This window comes from Klebsiella sp. 141153 (genome assembly GCF_032601995.1).
Lineage (GTDB): Bacteria > Pseudomonadota > Gammaproteobacteria > Enterobacterales > Enterobacteriaceae > Klebsiella > Klebsiella aerogenes.
In genome coordinates this window covers 109,531-127,018 of sequence record NZ_JAQIRJ010000011.1, presented here as the reverse complement: position 1 = coordinate 127,018, position 17,488 = coordinate 109,531, and the positions used below count along the sequence as shown (strand labels likewise).

The 17,488-nt window shown below is 56.3% G+C and carries 16 protein-coding genes; 13 read left to right on the top strand and 3 right to left on the bottom strand.

Annotated features, from left to right (window positions below):
* From murD to mutT, 12 genes are all read left to right on the top strand, one after another.
* Positions 1 to 1,317, top strand: a complete 1,317-nt coding sequence (gene murD / locus PGS10_RS19930) for a UDP-N-acetylmuramoyl-L-alanine--D-glutamate ligase (RefSeq protein ID WP_063413984.1) — start codon at positions 1 to 3, stop codon at positions 1,315 to 1,317.
* The gene (gene ftsW / locus PGS10_RS19925) at positions 1,317 to 2,591 is read left to right on the top strand and encodes a cell division protein FtsW (RefSeq protein WP_045390013.1); all 1,275 of its coding nucleotides are present in this window, start codon (positions 1,317 to 1,319) and stop codon (positions 2,589 to 2,591) included. Before murD ends, ftsW begins: the two co-directional genes overlap by 1 nt.
* Positions 2,588 to 3,658, top strand: a complete 1,071-nt coding sequence (gene murG, locus PGS10_RS19920; protein ID WP_049061606.1) for an undecaprenyldiphospho-muramoylpentapeptide beta-N-acetylglucosaminyltransferase — start codon at positions 2,588 to 2,590, stop codon at positions 3,656 to 3,658. The genes ftsW and murG overlap by 4 nt, the downstream gene beginning before the upstream one ends.
* A 47-nt stretch (positions 3,659 to 3,705) precedes the next feature.
* Positions 3,706 to 5,181: a UDP-N-acetylmuramate--L-alanine ligase gene (gene murC / locus PGS10_RS19915; protein WP_063413986.1), complete on the top strand. Its 1,476-nt coding sequence runs from the start codon at positions 3,706 to 3,708 to the stop codon at positions 5,179 to 5,181.
* The gene (locus PGS10_RS19910; protein WP_316423377.1) at positions 5,174 to 6,094 is read left to right on the top strand and encodes a D-alanine--D-alanine ligase; all 921 of its coding nucleotides are present in this window, start codon (positions 5,174 to 5,176) and stop codon (positions 6,092 to 6,094) included. Before murC ends, PGS10_RS19910 begins: the two co-directional genes overlap by 8 nt.
* A 1-nt stretch (position 6,095) precedes the next feature.
* Entirely contained in the window at positions 6,096 to 6,929 is an 834-nt protein-coding gene (ftsQ, locus tag PGS10_RS19905; protein ID WP_015368242.1) for a cell division protein FtsQ, read from the top strand.
* Complete coding sequence (gene ftsA / locus PGS10_RS19900) at positions 6,926 to 8,188, top strand: cell division protein FtsA (protein ID WP_002888625.1); 1,263 nt, start codon at positions 6,926 to 6,928, stop codon at positions 8,186 to 8,188. The genes ftsQ and ftsA overlap by 4 nt, the downstream gene beginning before the upstream one ends.
* Positions 8,189 to 8,250: 62 nt before the next feature.
* The gene (ftsZ, locus tag PGS10_RS19895) at positions 8,251 to 9,402 is read left to right on the top strand and encodes a cell division protein FtsZ (RefSeq protein WP_004857884.1); all 1,152 of its coding nucleotides are present in this window, start codon (positions 8,251 to 8,253) and stop codon (positions 9,400 to 9,402) included.
* Positions 9,403 to 9,502: 100 nt separating this feature from the next.
* Positions 9,503 to 10,420 (top strand): UDP-3-O-acyl-N-acetylglucosamine deacetylase, encoded by a 918-nt coding sequence (gene lpxC / locus PGS10_RS19890; RefSeq protein ID WP_015368241.1) that lies wholly within the window; start codon positions 9,503 to 9,505, stop codon positions 10,418 to 10,420.
* Between the two features lie 322 nt (positions 10,421 to 10,742).
* The gene (secM, locus tag PGS10_RS19885; RefSeq protein WP_020079609.1) at positions 10,743 to 11,240 is read left to right on the top strand and encodes a secA translation cis-regulator SecM; all 498 of its coding nucleotides are present in this window, start codon (positions 10,743 to 10,745) and stop codon (positions 11,238 to 11,240) included.
* Positions 11,241 to 11,300: 60 nt separating this feature from the next.
* Positions 11,301 to 14,006: a preprotein translocase subunit SecA gene (secA, locus tag PGS10_RS19880; RefSeq protein WP_316423376.1), complete on the top strand. Its 2,706-nt coding sequence runs from the start codon at positions 11,301 to 11,303 to the stop codon at positions 14,004 to 14,006.
* A 60-nt stretch (positions 14,007 to 14,066) separates the two neighbouring features.
* Positions 14,067 to 14,459 carry an 8-oxo-dGTP diphosphatase MutT gene (mutT, locus tag PGS10_RS19875; RefSeq protein ID WP_045390019.1) on the top strand — a complete coding sequence of 131 codons (393 nt, stop codon included), beginning with the start codon at positions 14,067 to 14,069 and terminating at the stop codon, positions 14,457 to 14,459.
* 67 nt (positions 14,460 to 14,526) lie between these two features.
* Here mutT and yacG read toward each other — a convergent pair whose 3' ends face one another.
* Genes yacG through coaE form a run of 3 tightly spaced genes read right to left on the bottom strand, consistent with a single transcriptional unit; the run spans position 14,527 to position 16,094 of the window.
* Entirely contained in the window at positions 14,527 to 14,721 is a 195-nt protein-coding gene (gene yacG / locus PGS10_RS19870) for a DNA gyrase inhibitor YacG (protein ID WP_015368237.1), read from the bottom strand.
* Positions 14,722 to 14,730: 9 nt separating this feature from the next.
* Entirely contained in the window at positions 14,731 to 15,474 is a 744-nt protein-coding gene (zapD, locus tag PGS10_RS19865; RefSeq protein ID WP_032709885.1) for a cell division protein ZapD, read from the bottom strand.
* Positions 15,474 to 16,094 carry a dephospho-CoA kinase gene (gene coaE, locus PGS10_RS19860; RefSeq protein ID WP_045390022.1) on the bottom strand — a complete coding sequence of 207 codons (621 nt, stop codon included), beginning with the start codon at positions 16,092 to 16,094 and terminating at the stop codon, positions 15,474 to 15,476. The genes zapD and coaE overlap by 1 nt, the downstream gene beginning before the upstream one ends.
* A gap of 337 nt (positions 16,095 to 16,431) precedes the next feature.
* Here coaE and PGS10_RS19855 point away from each other — a divergent pair, with 337 nt between their 5' ends.
* Complete coding sequence (locus PGS10_RS19855) at positions 16,432 to 17,475, top strand: GMP reductase (protein ID WP_047042678.1); 1,044 nt, start codon at positions 16,432 to 16,434, stop codon at positions 17,473 to 17,475.
* The last annotated feature ends 13 nt before the right edge of the window (positions 17,476 to 17,488 follow it).

Here is a 17,488-nt window from a genome sequence, read left to right as displayed (position 1 = left end):
ATGGCAGATTATCAGGGTAAAAAAGTCGTCATTATTGGGCTGGGCATGACCGGCCTGTCATGCGTGGACTTTTTCATGGCGCGCGGCGTAACCCCGCGCGTGATGGATACCCGCGTCGCCCCTGCCGGGCTTGATAAGCTGCCGGAAGCCGTTGAGCGCCACGTGGGCGGCCTTAACGACGACTGGCTGCTGGCGGCGGATCTGATTGTCGCAAGCCCGGGGATTGCTCTGGCGCACCCTTCACTGAGCGCGGCGGCGGATGCCGGAGTGGAAATCGTCGGCGATATCGAGCTGTTTTGCCGCGAGGCGCAGGCGCCGATTATCGCCATTACCGGCTCTAACGGAAAAAGCACCGTTACCACCCTGGTGGGCGAAATGGCGAAGGCGGCGGGCGTAAACGTCGGCGTTGGCGGCAATATCGGCCTGCCGGCGCTGATGCTGCTGGATCCGGCGCGCGAACTGTACGTGCTTGAACTTTCCAGCTTCCAGCTGGAGACCACCTCCAGCCTGAAGGCCGTCGCGGCCACCATCCTCAACGTGACTGAGGATCATATGGACCGCTATCCGCTTGGGCTGCAGCAGTACCGCGCGGCGAAACTGCGGGTCTATGAAAATGCTAAAACCTGCGTGGTGAATGCCGATGATGCGCTGACCATGCCGGTACGCGGCGCTGACGAACGCTGCGTCAGCTTCGGCGTCGATGTCGGCGACTATCACCTTAACCGCCAGCAGGGCGAAACCTGGCTGCGGGTGAAGGGTGAGAAAGTGCTGAACGTGAAAGAAATGACCATCAGCGGCCAGCACAACTACAGCAATGCCCTGGCGGCGCTGGCGCTGGCGGATGCCGCGGGCTTGCCGCGCGCCAGTAGCCTGAAGGCGCTGACTACCTTCACCGGCCTGGCGCACCGCTTCCAGCTGGCGCTGGAGCATAACGGCGTGCGTTGGATCAATGACTCCAAGGCGACCAACGTCGGCAGTACCGAGGCGGCGCTGAACGGCCTGCATCTCGACGGTACGCTGTATCTGCTGTTGGGCGGCGACGGTAAATCCGCCGACTTCACGCCGCTGAAACGCTATCTTGGCGGCGAGAACGTTCGTCTGTACTGCTTCGGCCGCGACGGCGCTCAACTGGCGTCGCTGCGTCCGGAAATCGCGGTACAAACCGAAACCATGGAACAGGCGATGCGGCAAATCGCTTCGCAGGTTAAAACAGGCGATATGGTCTTACTGTCGCCGGCCTGCGCGAGCCTGGACCAGTTTAAAAACTTTGAACAACGGGGTGATGTCTTTACCCGTCTGGCGAAGGAGTTAGGTTGATGCGTTTCTCTCTCCCACGCCTGAGAATGCCACAGCTGGGCCTGCCCCGGTTGAAGCTGCCGCGACTGCCGGGGATGTTTATTTTCGCCTGGCTGTTCGCCGCGCTGAAAGGTTGGGTGATGGGCTCGCGCCCGAAAGATAACGATAGCCTGGTCATGTATGACCGGATGCTGCTGTGGCTGACCTTCGGCCTGGCGGCTATCGGTTTTATCATGGTGACCTCGGCCTCGATGCCGGTCGGACAGCGCCTGGCGAACGATCCGTTCCTCTTTGCTAAGCGTGATGGTTTGTATATTGTGCTGGCTTTCGCGCTGGCGATGATTACGCTCCGTCTGCCGATGGAGTTCTGGCAGCGCCACAGTACCGCGATGCTGATCGCCTCGATTGTGATGCTGCTGATCGTACTGGTGGTGGGGAGCTCGGTTAACGGCGCCTCGCGTTGGATCGCGCTCGGGCCGCTGCGTATTCAGCCGGCGGAGTTTACCAAGCTATCGCTGTTCTGCTACATCGCCAACTATCTGGTGCGTAAAGCGGATGAGGTGCGTAACAACCTGCGCGGCTTCTTAAAGCCGATGGGCGTGATTTTCGTGCTGGCGATTCTGCTGCTGGCGCAGCCTGACCTCGGTACGGTGGTTGTACTGTTCGTGACTACGCTGGCGATGTTGTTCCTGGCCGGCGCGAAACTCTGGCAGTTCATCGCTATTATCGGCATGGGGATCTCGGCGGTGGTGCTGCTGATCCTCGCCGAACCGTATCGTATTCGCCGCGTCACCTCCTTCTGGAACCCGTGGGAAGACCCGTTTGGTAGCGGCTATCAGCTGACCCAATCGCTGATGGCCTTTGGCCGCGGCGAGATGTGGGGGCAGGGCCTCGGCAACTCGGTGCAGAAACTGGAGTATTTGCCGGAAGCGCACACCGACTTTATCTTCGCCATTATCGGCGAAGAACTCGGTTATATCGGTGTGGTACTCGCGCTTTTAATGGTATTCTTCGTCGCCTTTCGCGCCATGTCGATTGGCCGCAAAGCGCTGGAGATTGACCACCGCTTCTCCGGCTTTTTGGCCTGTGCTATCGGCGTGTGGTTTAGCTTCCAGGCGTTGGTTAACGTCGGGGCGGCGGCGGGAATGCTGCCGACCAAAGGTCTGACCCTGCCATTGATTAGTTATGGTGGTTCCAGTCTGCTGATTATGTCGACGGCCATTATGTTTTTATTGCGAATAGATTATGAAACGCGCCTCGAGAAAGCGCAGGCGTTTACACGGGGTGTTCGATGAGCGGTCAGGAAAAGCGGTTAATGGTGATGGCGGGCGGCACTGGCGGACATGTGTTCCCGGGGCTGGCGGTCGCGCACCATTTAATGGACCAGGGCTGGCAGGTTCGCTGGCTCGGCACCGCCGATCGTATGGAAGCGGATTTAGTGCCGAAACACGGCATTGATATCGATTTTATTCGCATCTCCGGCCTGCGCGGCAAAGGGATAAAAGCGCAACTGTTAGCGCCGGTGCGGATCTTCAACGCCTGGCGACAGGCGCGGGCGATCATGAAGCGTTTCCAGCCGGATGTGGTGCTGGGCATGGGCGGTTATGTTTCCGGGCCTGGCGGTCTGGCGGCATGGTCGCTCGGAATCCCTGTGGTGCTGCATGAACAAAACGGGATTGCCGGCCTGACCAATAAATGGCTGGCGAAGATTGCGAAGAAAGTGATGCAGGCGTTTCCCGGCGCCTTCCCGCACGCAGATGTCGTGGGGAATCCGGTGCGTACCGACGTTCTCGCGCTACCGCTGCCGGGACAGCGTCTGGTGGGCCGGCAGGGGCCGATTCGCGTGCTGGTGGTCGGCGGCTCTCAGGGCGCGCGCGTGCTGAACCAGACTATGCCGCAGGTGGCCGCGAAGCTCGGCGATACGGTGACCATCTGGCATCAGAGCGGGAAAGGCGGCATGGATACCGTGCGCCAGGCGTATGCCGCCGCCGGTCAGCCGCAGCATAAAGTGACTGAGTTTATTGATGATATGGCGGCAGCCTATGCGTGGGCCGATGTGGTTGTTTGTCGTTCCGGCGCGCTGACGGTCAGCGAAATCGCTGCCGCAGGTTTACCAGCATTGTTCGTCCCGTTCCAGCACAAAGATCGTCAGCAGTACTGGAATGCGCTGCCGCTGGAAAAAGCCGGCGCGGCGAAAATTCTCGAACAACCCGAGTTCACGGCGGATGCCGTGGCGGCCACTCTGGCCGGTTGGGATCGGGAAACCCTGATGGATATGGCGGAACGAGCGCGTGGCGCTTCGATTCCGGATGCTACCGAGCGGGTAGCGGAAGAGGTCAGCGCCGTAGCTTTGGCGCGCTAATCGCGGTGATTTTCACCGCCCGAATAAAGAAGTTGATGGCGTAAAGAATGAATACACAAGATTTGGCAAAACTGCGTTCCATAGTGCCCGAGATGCGTCGCGTCCGGCACATTCACTTTGTCGGCATCGGCGGTGCCGGTATGGGCGGTATTGCCGAAGTGTTGGCGAATGAAGGCTACCAGATTAGCGGCTCCGATCTTGCGCCGAATCCGGTGACTCAGCAGCTGTCGCAGCTTGGCGCCACCATTTATTTCAACCATCGCCCGGAAAACGTGCGCGATGCCAGCGTTGTCGTGGTGTCCAGCGCGATCTCCGTGGATAACCCGGAAATCGTCGCCGCGCACGAAGCGCGCATTCCGGTGATCCGCCGCGCGGAAATGCTGGCGGAACTCATGCGTTTCCGTCACGGGATTGCGATTGCCGGTACTCACGGCAAAACCACCACCACCGCGATGGTATCCAGCATTTACGCCGAGGCCGGCCTCGATCCGACCTTCGTCAACGGCGGGCTGGTGAAGGCGGCGGGCGTGCATGCCCGTCTTGGCCATAGCCGCTATCTGATTGCGGAAGCGGATGAGAGCGATGCGTCGTTCCTGCATCTGCAGCCGATGGTCGCCATTGTGACCAACATTGAAGCTGACCATATGGATACCTATCATGGCGACTTCGAGAATCTGAAGCAGACCTTTATTAATTTCCTGCACAACCTGCCGTTCTACGGGCGCGCGGTGATGTGCGTGGATGACCCGGTGATTCGTGAACTGCTGCCGCGCGTCGGCCGCCAAATCACCACCTATGGTTTTAGCGATGACGCCGACGTACGCATTGAAGAGTATCGTCAGGTCGGCGCGCAGGGCCATTTCCGCCTGGTACGCCAGGACAAAGAGGTCATGCAGGTGACGCTGAACGCGCCGGGTCGCCACAATGCGCTTAACGCTGCCGCGGCCGTTGCCGTCGCGACGGAAGAGGGCATTGAAGACGAGGCGATTCTGCGCGCGCTGGAAAGTTTCCAGGGCACCGGCCGCCGCTTCGACTTCCTTGGCGAATATCCGCTGGCGGAAGTCAACGGCAAGAGCGGTAGCGCGATGCTGATCGACGATTACGGTCATCACCCGACGGAAGTCGACGCCACTATCAAAGCGGCGCGTGCCGGCTGGCCGGATAAAAATCTGGTGATGGTATTCCAGCCGCACCGTTATACCCGTACTCGCGATCTGTACGATGATTTCGCCAACGTGCTGACCCAGGTCGATGCGCTGCTGATGCTGGATGTGTATCCGGCGGGCGAAGCGCCGATCCCTGGCGCCGATAGCCGCTCGCTGTGCCGTACGATCCGCGGTCGCGGCAAAGTTGACCCGATTCTGGTTTCCGATCCGGCGCAGGCCGCGGAGATGCTGGCGTCGGTATTGACCGGCGACGATCTGGTGCTGGTGCAGGGCGCCGGCAACATAGGAAAAATCGCACGTCACCTGGCTGAAATCAAACTGGTACCGCAAAAAACGGAGGAGGACCGCCATGGCTGATAAAATCGCGGTTCTCTTCGGCGGAACCTCCGCTGAACGTGAAGTCTCGCTGAATTCAGGCGCGGCGGTGTTGGCCGGGCTGCGTGAAGGCGGGGTGGATGCCCACCCGGTCGATCCGCGTGACGTTGATATCACCCAGTTGAAAAACATGGGCTTTCAGAAAGCGTTTATTGCCCTGCACGGGCGCGGCGGCGAAGATGGCACGCTGCAAGGCCTTCTTGAGCTCATTCAACTGCCGTACACCGGCAGCGGCGTAATGGCTTCCGCCATTTCGATGGATAAACTGCGCAGCAAATTACTGTGGCAGGGGGCGGGATTACCGGTCGCGCCATGGGTTGCATTGACCCGCGCCCAGTTCAACGCAGGACTTTCTGCTGGCGTTAGTGAGCAGATTGCGGCGCTGGGGCTGCCGGTTATCATCAAGCCGAGCCGCGAAGGGTCCAGCGTCGGCATGTCGAAAGTTAGCGAAAGTTGTGCAATGCAGGATGCATTGGCGCTGGCTTTTCAGCATGATGATGAAGTTCTGATTGAGAAATGGCTTAGTGGCCCGGAATTTACCGTCGCTATCGTCGGTGAAGAAATTTTACCGTCAATTCGTATCCAGGCGGCTGGAACCTTCTATGATTATGAGGCGAAGTATCTCTCTGATGAGACGCAATATTTCTGCCCTGGTTTTGAGGAATCTGCCCGCGAGACAGAAATCCAGAGCCTGGTGCTTAAAGCCTGGAATGTTCTGGGTTGCAAAGGATGGGGACGTATTGACGTGATGCTGGACAGCGATGGCCAGTTTTATCTGCTGGAAGCGAACACCTCACCGGGGATGACCAGCCATAGTCTGGTGCCGATGGCGGCCCGCCAGGCGGGGATGAGCTTCTCGCAGCTTGTTGTACGAATTCTGGACCTGGCGGGGTGATATGTCGCAGGCGGCGCTGAATACGCGGAACCAGGAAGAAGAGTCGATTGCTTCTTCGCGTCGGAATAATGGAACCCGGCTGGCAGGTATCGTTTTCCTGCTGGCAGTGTTGTGTACCGTGTTGGTCAGCGGATGGATGGTTCTTGGATGGATGGAAGATGCGCAGCGTCTGCCGTTGTCGAAAATGGTCGTCACCGGCGAACGTCACTACACGCGTAACGATGATATCCGTCAGGCTATTCTGGCGTTGGGCTCGCCGGGCACTTTTATGACTCAGGACGTCAATATCATCCAGAGTCAAATTGAGCGCCTGCCGTGGATTAAACAGGCGAGCGTAAGAAAACAATGGCCCGATGAATTGAAGATTCATCTGGTTGAATATGTGCCGATTGCGCGCTGGAATGATCAACATATGGTAGACGTCGAAGGAAATTCTTTCAGCGTGCCGGCGGATCGTACCAGCAAACAGAACTTACCGATGTTATACGGCCCTGAAGGCAGCGAAAATGAAGTGCTGCAGGGATACCGCGACATGGGGCAGGTGCTGGCAAAGAATAAGTTCACGTTGAAAGTGGCGGCAATGACCGCGCGTCGCTCCTGGCAGTTGACGCTTAATAACGATATTAAGCTCAACCTTGGCCGCGGCGACACCATGAAACGGCTTCAGCGCTTTATGGAACTCTACCCGGTTCTTCAGCAGCAGGCACAGACCGACGGCAAACGGATAAGCTACGTTGATTTGCGCTATGACTCGGGTGCGGCGGTAGGTTGGGTACCTGCTCCCGTAGAGGAAAATAATCAACAACAGAATCAGGCACAGGCAGAACAACGATGATCAAGGCGACGGACAGAAAACTGGTAGTTGGACTGGAGATTGGCACCGCGAAGGTTGCCGCTTTAGTAGGGGAAGTTCTGCCCGACGGTATGATTAATATCATTGGCGTGGGCAGTTGCCCATCGCGCGGCATGGATAAAGGCGGGGTGAATGACCTCGAGTCGGTAGTGAAATGCGTACAGCGCGCTATCGACCAGGCTGAACTGATGGCCGATTGCCAGATCTCATCAGTGTATCTGGCGCTTTCAGGCAAGCATATTAGCTGTCAAAATGAGATTGGCATGGTGCCTATCTCCGAAGAAGAGGTGACGCAGGATGACGTGGAAAACGTCGTTCATACCGCGAAATCGGTACGCGTACGCGACGAGCATCGCGTACTGCACGTCATCCCGCAGGAATACGCCATCGACTACCAGGAAGGTATTAAAAACCCGGTAGGGTTATCCGGCGTGCGTATGCAGGCGAAGGTACATCTGATTACCTGCCATAACGATATGGCGAAAAACATTGTTAAAGCGGTTGAACGTTGTGGTCTGAAAGTTGACCAACTTATTTTCGCCGGTTTAGCGGCCAGTTATTCCGTATTAACGGAAGACGAACGTGAGCTGGGTGTCTGCGTAGTGGACATCGGCGGTGGTACAATGGATATCGCCGTGTATACCGGCGGCGCGCTGCGTCACACCAAAGTGATCCCTTACGCGGGCAACGTGGTGACCAGCGACATCGCCTATGCCTTCGGTACGCCGCCGAGCGACGCCGAAGCCATCAAGGTTCGTCACGGTTGCGCATTAGGTTCAATCGTCGGTAAAGACGAAAACGTGGAAGTACCGAGCGTGGGCGGACGTCCGCCGCGTAGCCTGCAGCGTCAGACGCTGGCAGAGGTGATTGAACCGCGTTATACCGAACTGCTCAATCTGGTTAATGAAGAAATCCTGCAGCTGCAGGAACAGCTCCGTCAGCAAGGGGTCAAACACCATCTGGCGGCGGGGATTGTTTTAACCGGCGGCGCCGCGCAAATCGAAGGCCTGGCGGCCTGCGCGCAGCGCGTGTTCCATACGCAGGTACGCATTGGCGCGCCGCTGAACATTACCGGTTTAACGGATTACGCTCAGGAGCCGTATTATTCGACGGCGGTTGGGCTGCTGCACTACGGAAAAGAGTCACATCTCAGTGGTGAAGCAGAAGTCGAAAAACGCGTGACGGCGTCAGTGGGCTCGTGGATTAAGCGACTCAACAGCTGGCTGCGAAAAGAGTTTTAATTTTTTAAGAGAACGCAGACAATTAGCGTTCTCAGGCGACAGGCACAAGACGGAGAGAAACTATGTTTGAACCTATGGAACTGACCAACGACGCGGTGATTAAAGTCATCGGCGTCGGTGGCGGCGGCGGTAATGCCGTTGAACACATGGTGCGCGAGCGCATTGAGGGTGTTGAATTCTTCGCGGTGAACACCGATGCGCAGGCGCTGCGTAAAACGGCTGTTGGCCAGACTATCCAGATCGGTAGCGGTATTACCAAAGGTCTGGGTGCAGGCGCGAACCCGGAAGTTGGCCGTAATGCGGCTGACGAAGACCGTGAAGCGCTGCGCGCTGCGCTTGATGGCGCGGACATGGTCTTTATCGCGGCGGGTATGGGCGGCGGTACCGGTACCGGTGCGGCGCCAGTGGTCGCGGAAGTGGCGAAGGATCTGGGTATCCTGACCGTTGCGGTCGTCACTAAGCCATTTAATTTCGAAGGCAAGAAGCGCATGGCGTTTGCTGAGCAGGGGATCACCGAGCTGTCCAAGCACGTTGACTCACTGATCACCATCCCGAACGACAAGCTGCTGAAAGTACTGGGTCGCGGTATCTCTCTGCTCGACGCTTTTGGCGCGGCAAACGACGTACTGAAAGGCGCGGTGCAGGGTATTGCCGAACTGATTACCCGTCCGGGTCTGATGAACGTCGACTTCGCGGACGTTCGTACCGTGATGTCGGAAATGGGCTACGCAATGATGGGCTCCGGCGTGGCGAGCGGTGAAGACCGTGCGGAAGAAGCGGCTGAAATGGCTATCTCTTCTCCGCTGCTGGAAGATATCGATCTGTCCGGCGCGCGTGGCGTACTGGTCAACATCACCGCTGGCTTCGACCTGCGTCTGGATGAGTTCGAGACCGTCGGTAACACTATCCGCGCCTTTGCTTCGGATAACGCGACCGTGGTTATCGGTACCTCTCTGGACCCGGATATGAACGATGAACTGCGTGTAACCGTTGTTGCCACCGGTATCGGTATGGACAAGCGTCCGGAAATTACCCTGGTGACCAACAAACAGGTACAGCAGCCGGTAATGGATCGCTACCAGCAGCACGGTATGGCTCCATTAACTCAAGAGCAGAAACCGGTCGCGAAAGTGGTGAACGACAATACGCCGCAAACCGCGAAAGAGCCGGATTATCTGGATATTCCAGCTTTCCTGCGTAAGCAAGCCGATTAAGAATTGGCTGGAAGTTGGGCATCTGCGCTCTTTGTGCTAAACTGCCCTGCCGAATGTATAGTACACTTCGGTTGGATAGGTAACTTGGCGAGATTATACGATGATCAAACAAAGGACTCTTAAACGTATTGTTCAGGCGACTGGTGTCGGTTTGCATACCGGCAAGAAAGTCACGCTGACTTTACGCCCTGCGCCGGCAAATACCGGGGTCATCTATCGTCGCACCGACTTGAATCCACCGGTTGATTTTCCGGCTGATGCCAAATCTGTGCGTGATACCATGCTCTGTACTTGCCTGGTGAACGAGCATGACGTGCGGATTTCTACAGTCGAGCACTTAAATGCTGCACTGGCTGGCTTGGGCATCGACAACATTATTGTTGAAGTCGATGCGCCGGAAATCCCGATTATGGACGGTAGCGCCGCTCCGTTCGTTTATCTGTTGCTGGATGCCGGCATCGATGAACTGAACAGCGCCAAGAAATTTGTGCGTATCAAAGAGACGGTTCGCGTTGAAGATGGCGACAAATGGGCTGAGTTTAAGCCGTACAATGGTTTTTCGTTGGACTTTACCATCGACTTTAACCATCCGGCGATTGACTCAAGCACCCAACGCTATGCGCTGAACTTCTCGGCCGATGCGTTCATGCGTCAGATTAGCCGTGCTCGTACTTTCGGTTTCATGCGTGATATCGAATATCTGCAGTCCCGTGGCCTGTGCCTGGGCGGCAGCTTCGATTGTGCCATCGTTGTTGACGATTATCGCGTACTGAACGAAGACGGTCTGCGCTTTGAAGATGAGTTTGTACGCCACAAAATGCTGGATGCGATCGGTGACCTGTTTATGTGTGGTCACAACATTATCGGCGCATTCACGGCGTTCAAATCCGGTCACGCGTTAAATAACAAACTGCTGCAGGCTGTTCTGGCAAAACAGGAAGCCTGGGAGTATGTGACCTTCGAAGACGACGCAAAACTGCCGCTGGCATTCCGCGCACCGTCAATGGTTCTGGCGTAAGCCTGACCATTCAGTAAATTCGACTGGTAACCTGGTACTCTCTCCGTCCAGGGAACCAGTCGTTTTTCTTTTTAGCCTCCCCAAACCGCTTTTCACTGCGTTTCGCTGGCAATAACCTGTGCGCGTTCGCTGCTTTATTAAGCGTTTTACCGCAGCATTAGCGTTCATTCCTGCTGTCTCGGCGCGGTATTAATGTTAGTATTTGGGCGCAAAATTTTTCTCTGGGTTGCTTTATCCTGTCGATTTCAGGCTGTACTGCGAAGACCGCCAATAAAATGGACCGCCTGAAAGGACGCAGGAATACCAACTAAAGGTAAAGAAAGTGAGTGGATTGCTGACGCGTTGGCGACAGTTTGGCAGACGGTATTTTTGGCCGCATCTCCTGTTGGGGATGGTCGCGGCTAGCCTCGGCCTGCCTGCGCTTAACAACAGCCACGAAACCACTACGCCGGCGAAAGCCACGGCCAGCAACCATAACCCGAATAAAGTTAACTTCTCCCAGCTGGCGCTGCTGGAGGCCAACCGTCGGCCGAACTTTACCGTCGATTACTGGCATCAGCATGCGATTCGCACCGTTATTCGCCATCTGTCGTTCGCGATGGCGCCGCAGGCTTTGCCGGTGGCGGAAGAATCGTCGCCGCTTCAGGCTCAGCATCTGGCCCTGCTCGATACGCTCAGCGCGCTGCTGACCCAGGACAGCAGACCGCCGGTGGTTATCCGCCAGGCAGCTTATATCCCTTCCTCTTATTCTGTCTTCCGCGTCAGCGCCTGGATAAGCCAGGTAGCGGGGATCCGCGCAGGGCCTCAACGTCTCAGCTGAAAATAAACACGGACCATCCTATTTTTTTACTCCGCACTGCGGGGCGTTTGAGATTTTATTATGCTAATTAAAATGTTAACTAAGGTGTTCGGTAGCCGTAACGACCGTACGCTGCGTCGTATGCGCAAAGTCGTCAATATCATCAACGGTATGGAACCGGCGATGGAAAAGCTCTCTGATGACGAGCTGAAAGCCAAAACCGGAGAATTCCGCGCGCGTCTGGAGAAAGGTGAAAGCCTGGAAAGCCTGATCCCGGAAGCTTTTGCCGTGGTGCGCGAAGCGAGTAAACGCGTCTTCGGTATGCGCCACTTCGACGTGCAGCTGCTGGGCGGTATGGTACTGAACGACCGCTGCATTGCGGAAATGCGTACTGGTGAAGGTAAAACCCTGACCGCGACCCTGCCGGCCTACCTTAACGCGCTGACCGGTAAAGGCGTTCACGTCGTTACCGTCAACGACTATCTGGCGCAGCGTGACGCCGAAAACAACCGTCCGCTGTTCGAATTCCTCGGTATGAGCGTGGGCATCAATATGTCCGGCCTGCCTGCGCCGGCGAAGCGTGAAGCCTACGCGGCCGACATCACCTACGGTACCAACAACGAATACGGCTTCGATTATCTGCGCGATAACATGGCGTTCAGTCCGGAAGAGCGCGTACAGCGTAAACTGCACTATGCGCTGGTGGATGAGGTGGACTCCATCCTGATCGACGAAGCGCGTACCCCGCTTATCATTTCCGGCCCGGCTGAAGACAGCTCCGAAATGTATCGCAAGGTGAACAAAATTATTCCGCACCTGATCCGCCAGGAAAAGGAAGACTCCGACACCTTTACCGGTGAAGGCCACTTCTCCGTGGATGAGAAAGCTCGCCAGGTTAACCTGACCGAACGCGGTCTGGTATTGATCGAAGAGCTGCTGGTGCAGGAAGGCATCATGGAGGAAGGCGAATCGCTGTATTCTCCGACCAACATCATGCTGATGCACCATGTTACCGCCGCGCTGCGCGCCCACGCGCTGTTTACCCGCGACGTTGACTACATCGTGAAAGATGGCGAAGTCATCATCGTCGATGAACACACCGGCCGTACGATGCAGGGGCGTCGCTGGTCCGATGGCCTGCACCAGGCGGTAGAAGCCAAAGAAGGCGTGGAGATCCAGAACGAGAACCAGACTCTGGCATCCATCACCTTCCAGAACTACTTCCGTCTGTACGAGAAGCTGGCGGGGATGACCGGTACCGCGGATACCGAAGCCTTTGAATTCAGCTCCATCTATAAACTGGATACCGTTGTCGTCCCGACTAACCGTCCGATGATCCGTAAGGATATGGCGGATCTGGTCTATATGACCGAAGCGGAAAAAATTCAGGCGATTATCGAAGATATTAAAGATCGTACCGCCGCCGGTCAGCCGGTGCTGGTCGGTACTATCTCAATCGAAAAATCTGAAGTGGTTTCCCGCGAACTGACGAAAGCCGGCATCAAGCACAACGTCCTGAACGCCAAGTTCCACGCCAGTGAAGCGGATATCGTCGCCCAGGCGGGTTATCCGGCTGCGGTCACCATCGCTACCAACATGGCGGGTCGTGGTACCGATATTATGCTCGGTGGTAGCTGGCAGGCAGAAGTCGCCGCGCTGGAAAATCCAACGCCTGAGCAGATTGAAAAAATCAAAGCTGACTGGCAGGTGCGCCACGATGCGGTACTGGCCGCAGGCGGTCTGCACATCATTGGTACCGAGCGTCATGAATCCCGCCGTATCGATAACCAGCTGCGTGGCCGTGCTGGCCGTCAGGGTGATGCCGGTTCTTCCCGCTTCTACCTGTCGATGGAAGATGCCCTGATGCGTATCTTCGCCTCCGATCGCGTATCCGGCATGATGCGTAAACTGGGGATGAAGCCGGGCGAAGCTATCGAGCACCCGTGGGTGACCAAAGCGATTGCTAACGCTCAGCGTAAAGTGGAAAGCCGCAACTTCGATATCCGTAAACAGCTGCTGGAATATGATGACGTCGCCAACGATCAGCGTCGCGCTATTTACACCCAGCGTAACGAGCTGCTGGATATCTCCGACGTGAGCGAAACCATCAACAGCATCCGCGAAGATGTCTTCAAAGCCACTATCGATGCGCACATTCCGCCGCAGTCGCTGGAAGAGATGTGGGATATCGAAGGCCTGCAGGAACGTCTGAAAAACGACTTCGACCTTGATCTGCCAATCAAAGAGTGGCTGGATAAAGAGCCGGAGCTGCACGAAGAGACCCTGCGCGAACGTATTCTGCAGAACGCGGTAGAAACCTACCAGCGTAAAGAAGAAGTGGTTGGCGCCGAAATGATGCGTCACTTCGAGAAAGGCGTCATGCTGCAAACGCTGGATTCCCTGTGGAAAGAGCACCTGGCGGCGATGGACTACCTGCGCCAGGGTATTCATCTGCGCGGCTATGCGCAGAAAGATCCGAAGCAGGAGTACAAGCGCGAATCCTTCTCAATGTTCGCAGCCATGCTCGAATCGCTGAAGTATGAAGTCATCAGCACCCTGAGCAAGGTACAGGTGCGGATGCCGGAAGAAGTCGAAGAGATGGAACAGCAACGTCGCGAAGAGGCAGAGCGTCTCGCGCAGATGCAGCAGCTGAGCCACCAGGATGACGATACTCTGGCTGCCGCTTCGCTGGCGGAACAGACCGGCGACCGTAAAGTTGGCCGTAACGATCCGTGCCCGTGCGGTTCCGGTAAAAAATATAAACAGTGCCACGGCCGTCTGAGCTAAGGGCTGATAAAAAGCAAACCAGGGCGCAGATTTCTGCGCCTTTTTTATGGAGCTGATTCAATGAAAAAACTGCAAATCGCCGTCGGGATAATTCGCAATCCGCAAGGCGAAATTTTTATTACCCAGCGTGCCGCAGACGCGCATATGGCTAATAAACTGGAATTCCCCGGCGGCAAAATAGAATCAGGTGAGACGCCGGAACAGGCGCTGGTACGTGAACTGCAGGAAGAGGTCGGGATTACGGTGACGACGTCCACGTTGTTCGACAAACTGGATTATCAGTTCCCTGACCGCCATATCACGCTATGGTTCTTCCTGGTGGAAAACTGGCAAGGCGAGCCGTGGGGCAAAGAAGGGCAACCGGGGCAGTGGATGGCGCAGCAGGCGCTGGATCCGCAGGCATTTCCGCCGGCGAACGAGCCGATTATCAATAAACTTATTACGCTTGCCTGAGCGCCGTGCAACCCGGCGCCAGCCTGAAATGCTAATCCGGATCGTCCCGGATTAGCGATAGGGAAGGTTACTGCTGCGGCTCGCTCCAGTCATCGCTATCAGACAAGTCGCCGGAACTGGGTATACGTTTCTCTTCCGCCGCCCACTCGCCAAGATCGATAAGCTGGCAACGCTTCGAGCAAAACGGGCGAAACGGGCTTTGTTCGCTCCAGACGACGTTTTTACCGCAGGTTGGGCAGTTAACGATAGTCTCTTCTGACATAGTATCTCCTTAGCAACAAGCCAGTTCAAAATCAAAGCGTTCCGGAACGATGCCATGCTCGCTGTCCAGCGGCAGGAAACGGATAGCGAAGCGGCTTTTATGGCCGGAAATTTGCGGATACAGCTGGCTTGCGAGATCCAGGCGCAGGCGCAGCAGATCGGCATCGTCGCCGTTATCCTGATAAAAGCCATTGAGGCTGGTTTGCTTACGGAAAGGCGCAGAGTTACGAATCAAATCAAGGATCAGCTCCAGCGACTGCATCAGCGGCGTCAGGCTCGCTAACCATCTCGCCACCTGCTCATCACGATATTCCTGCGGCATATGCAGCCAGATATGTAGCGTTGGTAAATCAAAGCCGCAACAGCCGCCGGGGATGCTCAGACGCTGGCGCACCAGGCCAATCAATCGATCTTCACGAAGAAACTGGCCAATGCGCGGAGCGGAAATCAAGGTGCTGCCGGACTGTTTAAGCTGCTGACGCAGAGCATCAATACGCTGCTGGTCGACACCGGGCACTTCGGCCCAGGTTTGTAATTTCCGCTGTTGTCGCTCCAGCTCTTTCAGCAGATCGGTACGCACTTCACCGCGTTCCAGCACGTCCAGGAGATCGCCGGTATTGCGGAAAAAATGGAGGGCGTCCGCGTAGCTGGCGATGGTGGGGCGAGAAGAGAGCTGCTGAAATAAAAATTCAATGCGCAGCCAGGTGCGCATTTTCTCATTGAGCGGATGTTCGAAGAGAACAGGGGTATGCATTACGATTTTTCCTGTGAGGCGGCCTGCGATGCCAGCATTAAATACTTTTCGTGCAGGCGGGCGACGTGGGATGCGACGGCATCCGCGGAGCCCATGTTTTCAATAACATCATCCGCTGCGGCAAGACGCTGTTCGCGCGTCGCCTGGGCGGCAAGAATATGTTCAGCGTGTTCGCGACTGACCCCATCGCGGCGCATGGTGCGCTCGATTTGCGTCTCTTTCGGCACATCGACAACCAGCACGCGATCGGCTTTATCGGTCAGGCGGTTTTCGACCAGCAAGGGTACGACCCAGAGGAGATAAGGCGAGGTTGAGGCCTGCATCTGACGGCGCGTTTCTTGCTGAATCAGCGGATGCAGCAGCGCGTTAAGCCAGGCCTTGTCCTCGCTATGAGCAAAAATACGCTCGCGCAAGCGGCGGCGATTCAGGCAGCCATCGTCGTTGATCATCTGTGGACCAAATCTTTCGGCGATGGCGAGCAGGGCAGGTGTACCGGGTTCTACAACCTGGCGCGCAATAATATCGGCGTCGATAACGGTTACGCCCAGGTGAGCAAATTCGTCGGCAACGGTACTTTTACCGCTACCGATGCCGCCTGTTAACGCTACCGTATACCCCATACACTTCAATCCCGATGTCACATTATTGTTCAAAACCCTGGCGATTCACCACGCCCGTCAGGCGCCGGGGATAGCTTAATCGAGATTTTGCTAAATCGAAAAAGTATCCATAATGTGAATCGTTACTTTCTTTATATATGAAAATCAATTGGTTAAAAATGATGCACTGGTAAGGAAAGCACACGAGCGTGTTTTTCGCTATTCACCAGGTAAATTTAAACGATTGTAGCGTAAAAAAAGTGAAAATCGCAGTCTTGCGCGGCTATGATTCGTGCGTATGATAGCGTCACTGGAGTTGTGCTCTCACATTAATGCAATTAACCCCAGGAATTCGCACATGCGTATTGAAGAAGATCTGAAGCTAGGTTTTAAAGACGTTCTTATCCGCCCGAAGCGCTCTACCCTCAAAAGCCGTTCTGATGTTCAGCTGGAACGTGAATTCACCTTTAAGCATTCAGGCCAGACCTGGTCCGGCGTACCGATTATCGCTGCTAACATGGATACCGTCGGCACCTTCAGCATGGCGAAAGCCCTGTCCGCTTTTGGAATTCTGACCGCCGTGCACAAGCACTACAGCGTTGAAGAATGGCAGGCGTTTGTGCAGAGCGAATCCGCAGAAGTGCTGCAGCATGTGATGGTGTCCACCGGCACCTCTGACGCGGACTTTGAAAAAACTCAGCAGATCCTGGCGCAGAATCCGCAACTGAACTTTGTGTGCATCGACGTGGCTAACGGCTACTCTGAGCACTTTGTTCAGTTCGTGGCGAAAGCCCGCGCCGCCTGGCCGCAAAAAACCATTATTGCCGGCAACGTAGTGACCGGTGAGATGTGTGAAGAACTGATTCTTTCCGGCGCTGATATCGTTAAAGTCGGCATCGGCCCTGGCTCCGTCTGTACTACCCGCGTGAAAACCGGCGTTGGCTACCCGCAGCTGTCTGCGGTGATTGAATGCGCCGATGCCGCGCACGGTCTCGGCGGCCAGATCATCAGCGATGGCGGCTGTACTATGCCGGGCGATGTCGCGAAAGCTTTTGGCGGCGGCGCCGATTTCGTGATGCTCGGCGGGATGCTGGCGGGCCACGAAGAGAGCGGCGGTACCGTGGTTGAAGAGAACGGCGAAAAATTCATGCTGTTTTACGGTATGAGCTCTGAATCGGCGATGACTCGCCACGTCGGCGGCGTCGCGAAGTACCGCGCGGCGGAAGGCAAAACCGTTAAGCTGCCGCTGCGCGGCCCGGTTGATAATACCGCGCGCGACATCCTCGGCGGCCTGCGTTCAGCATGCACCTATGTCGGCGCTTCCCGCCTGAAAGAGCTGACCAAACGCACAACCTTTATCCGCGTCCAGGAACAAGAGAACCGCGTGTTCAACAGCCTGTAAGGACGATGGCTGG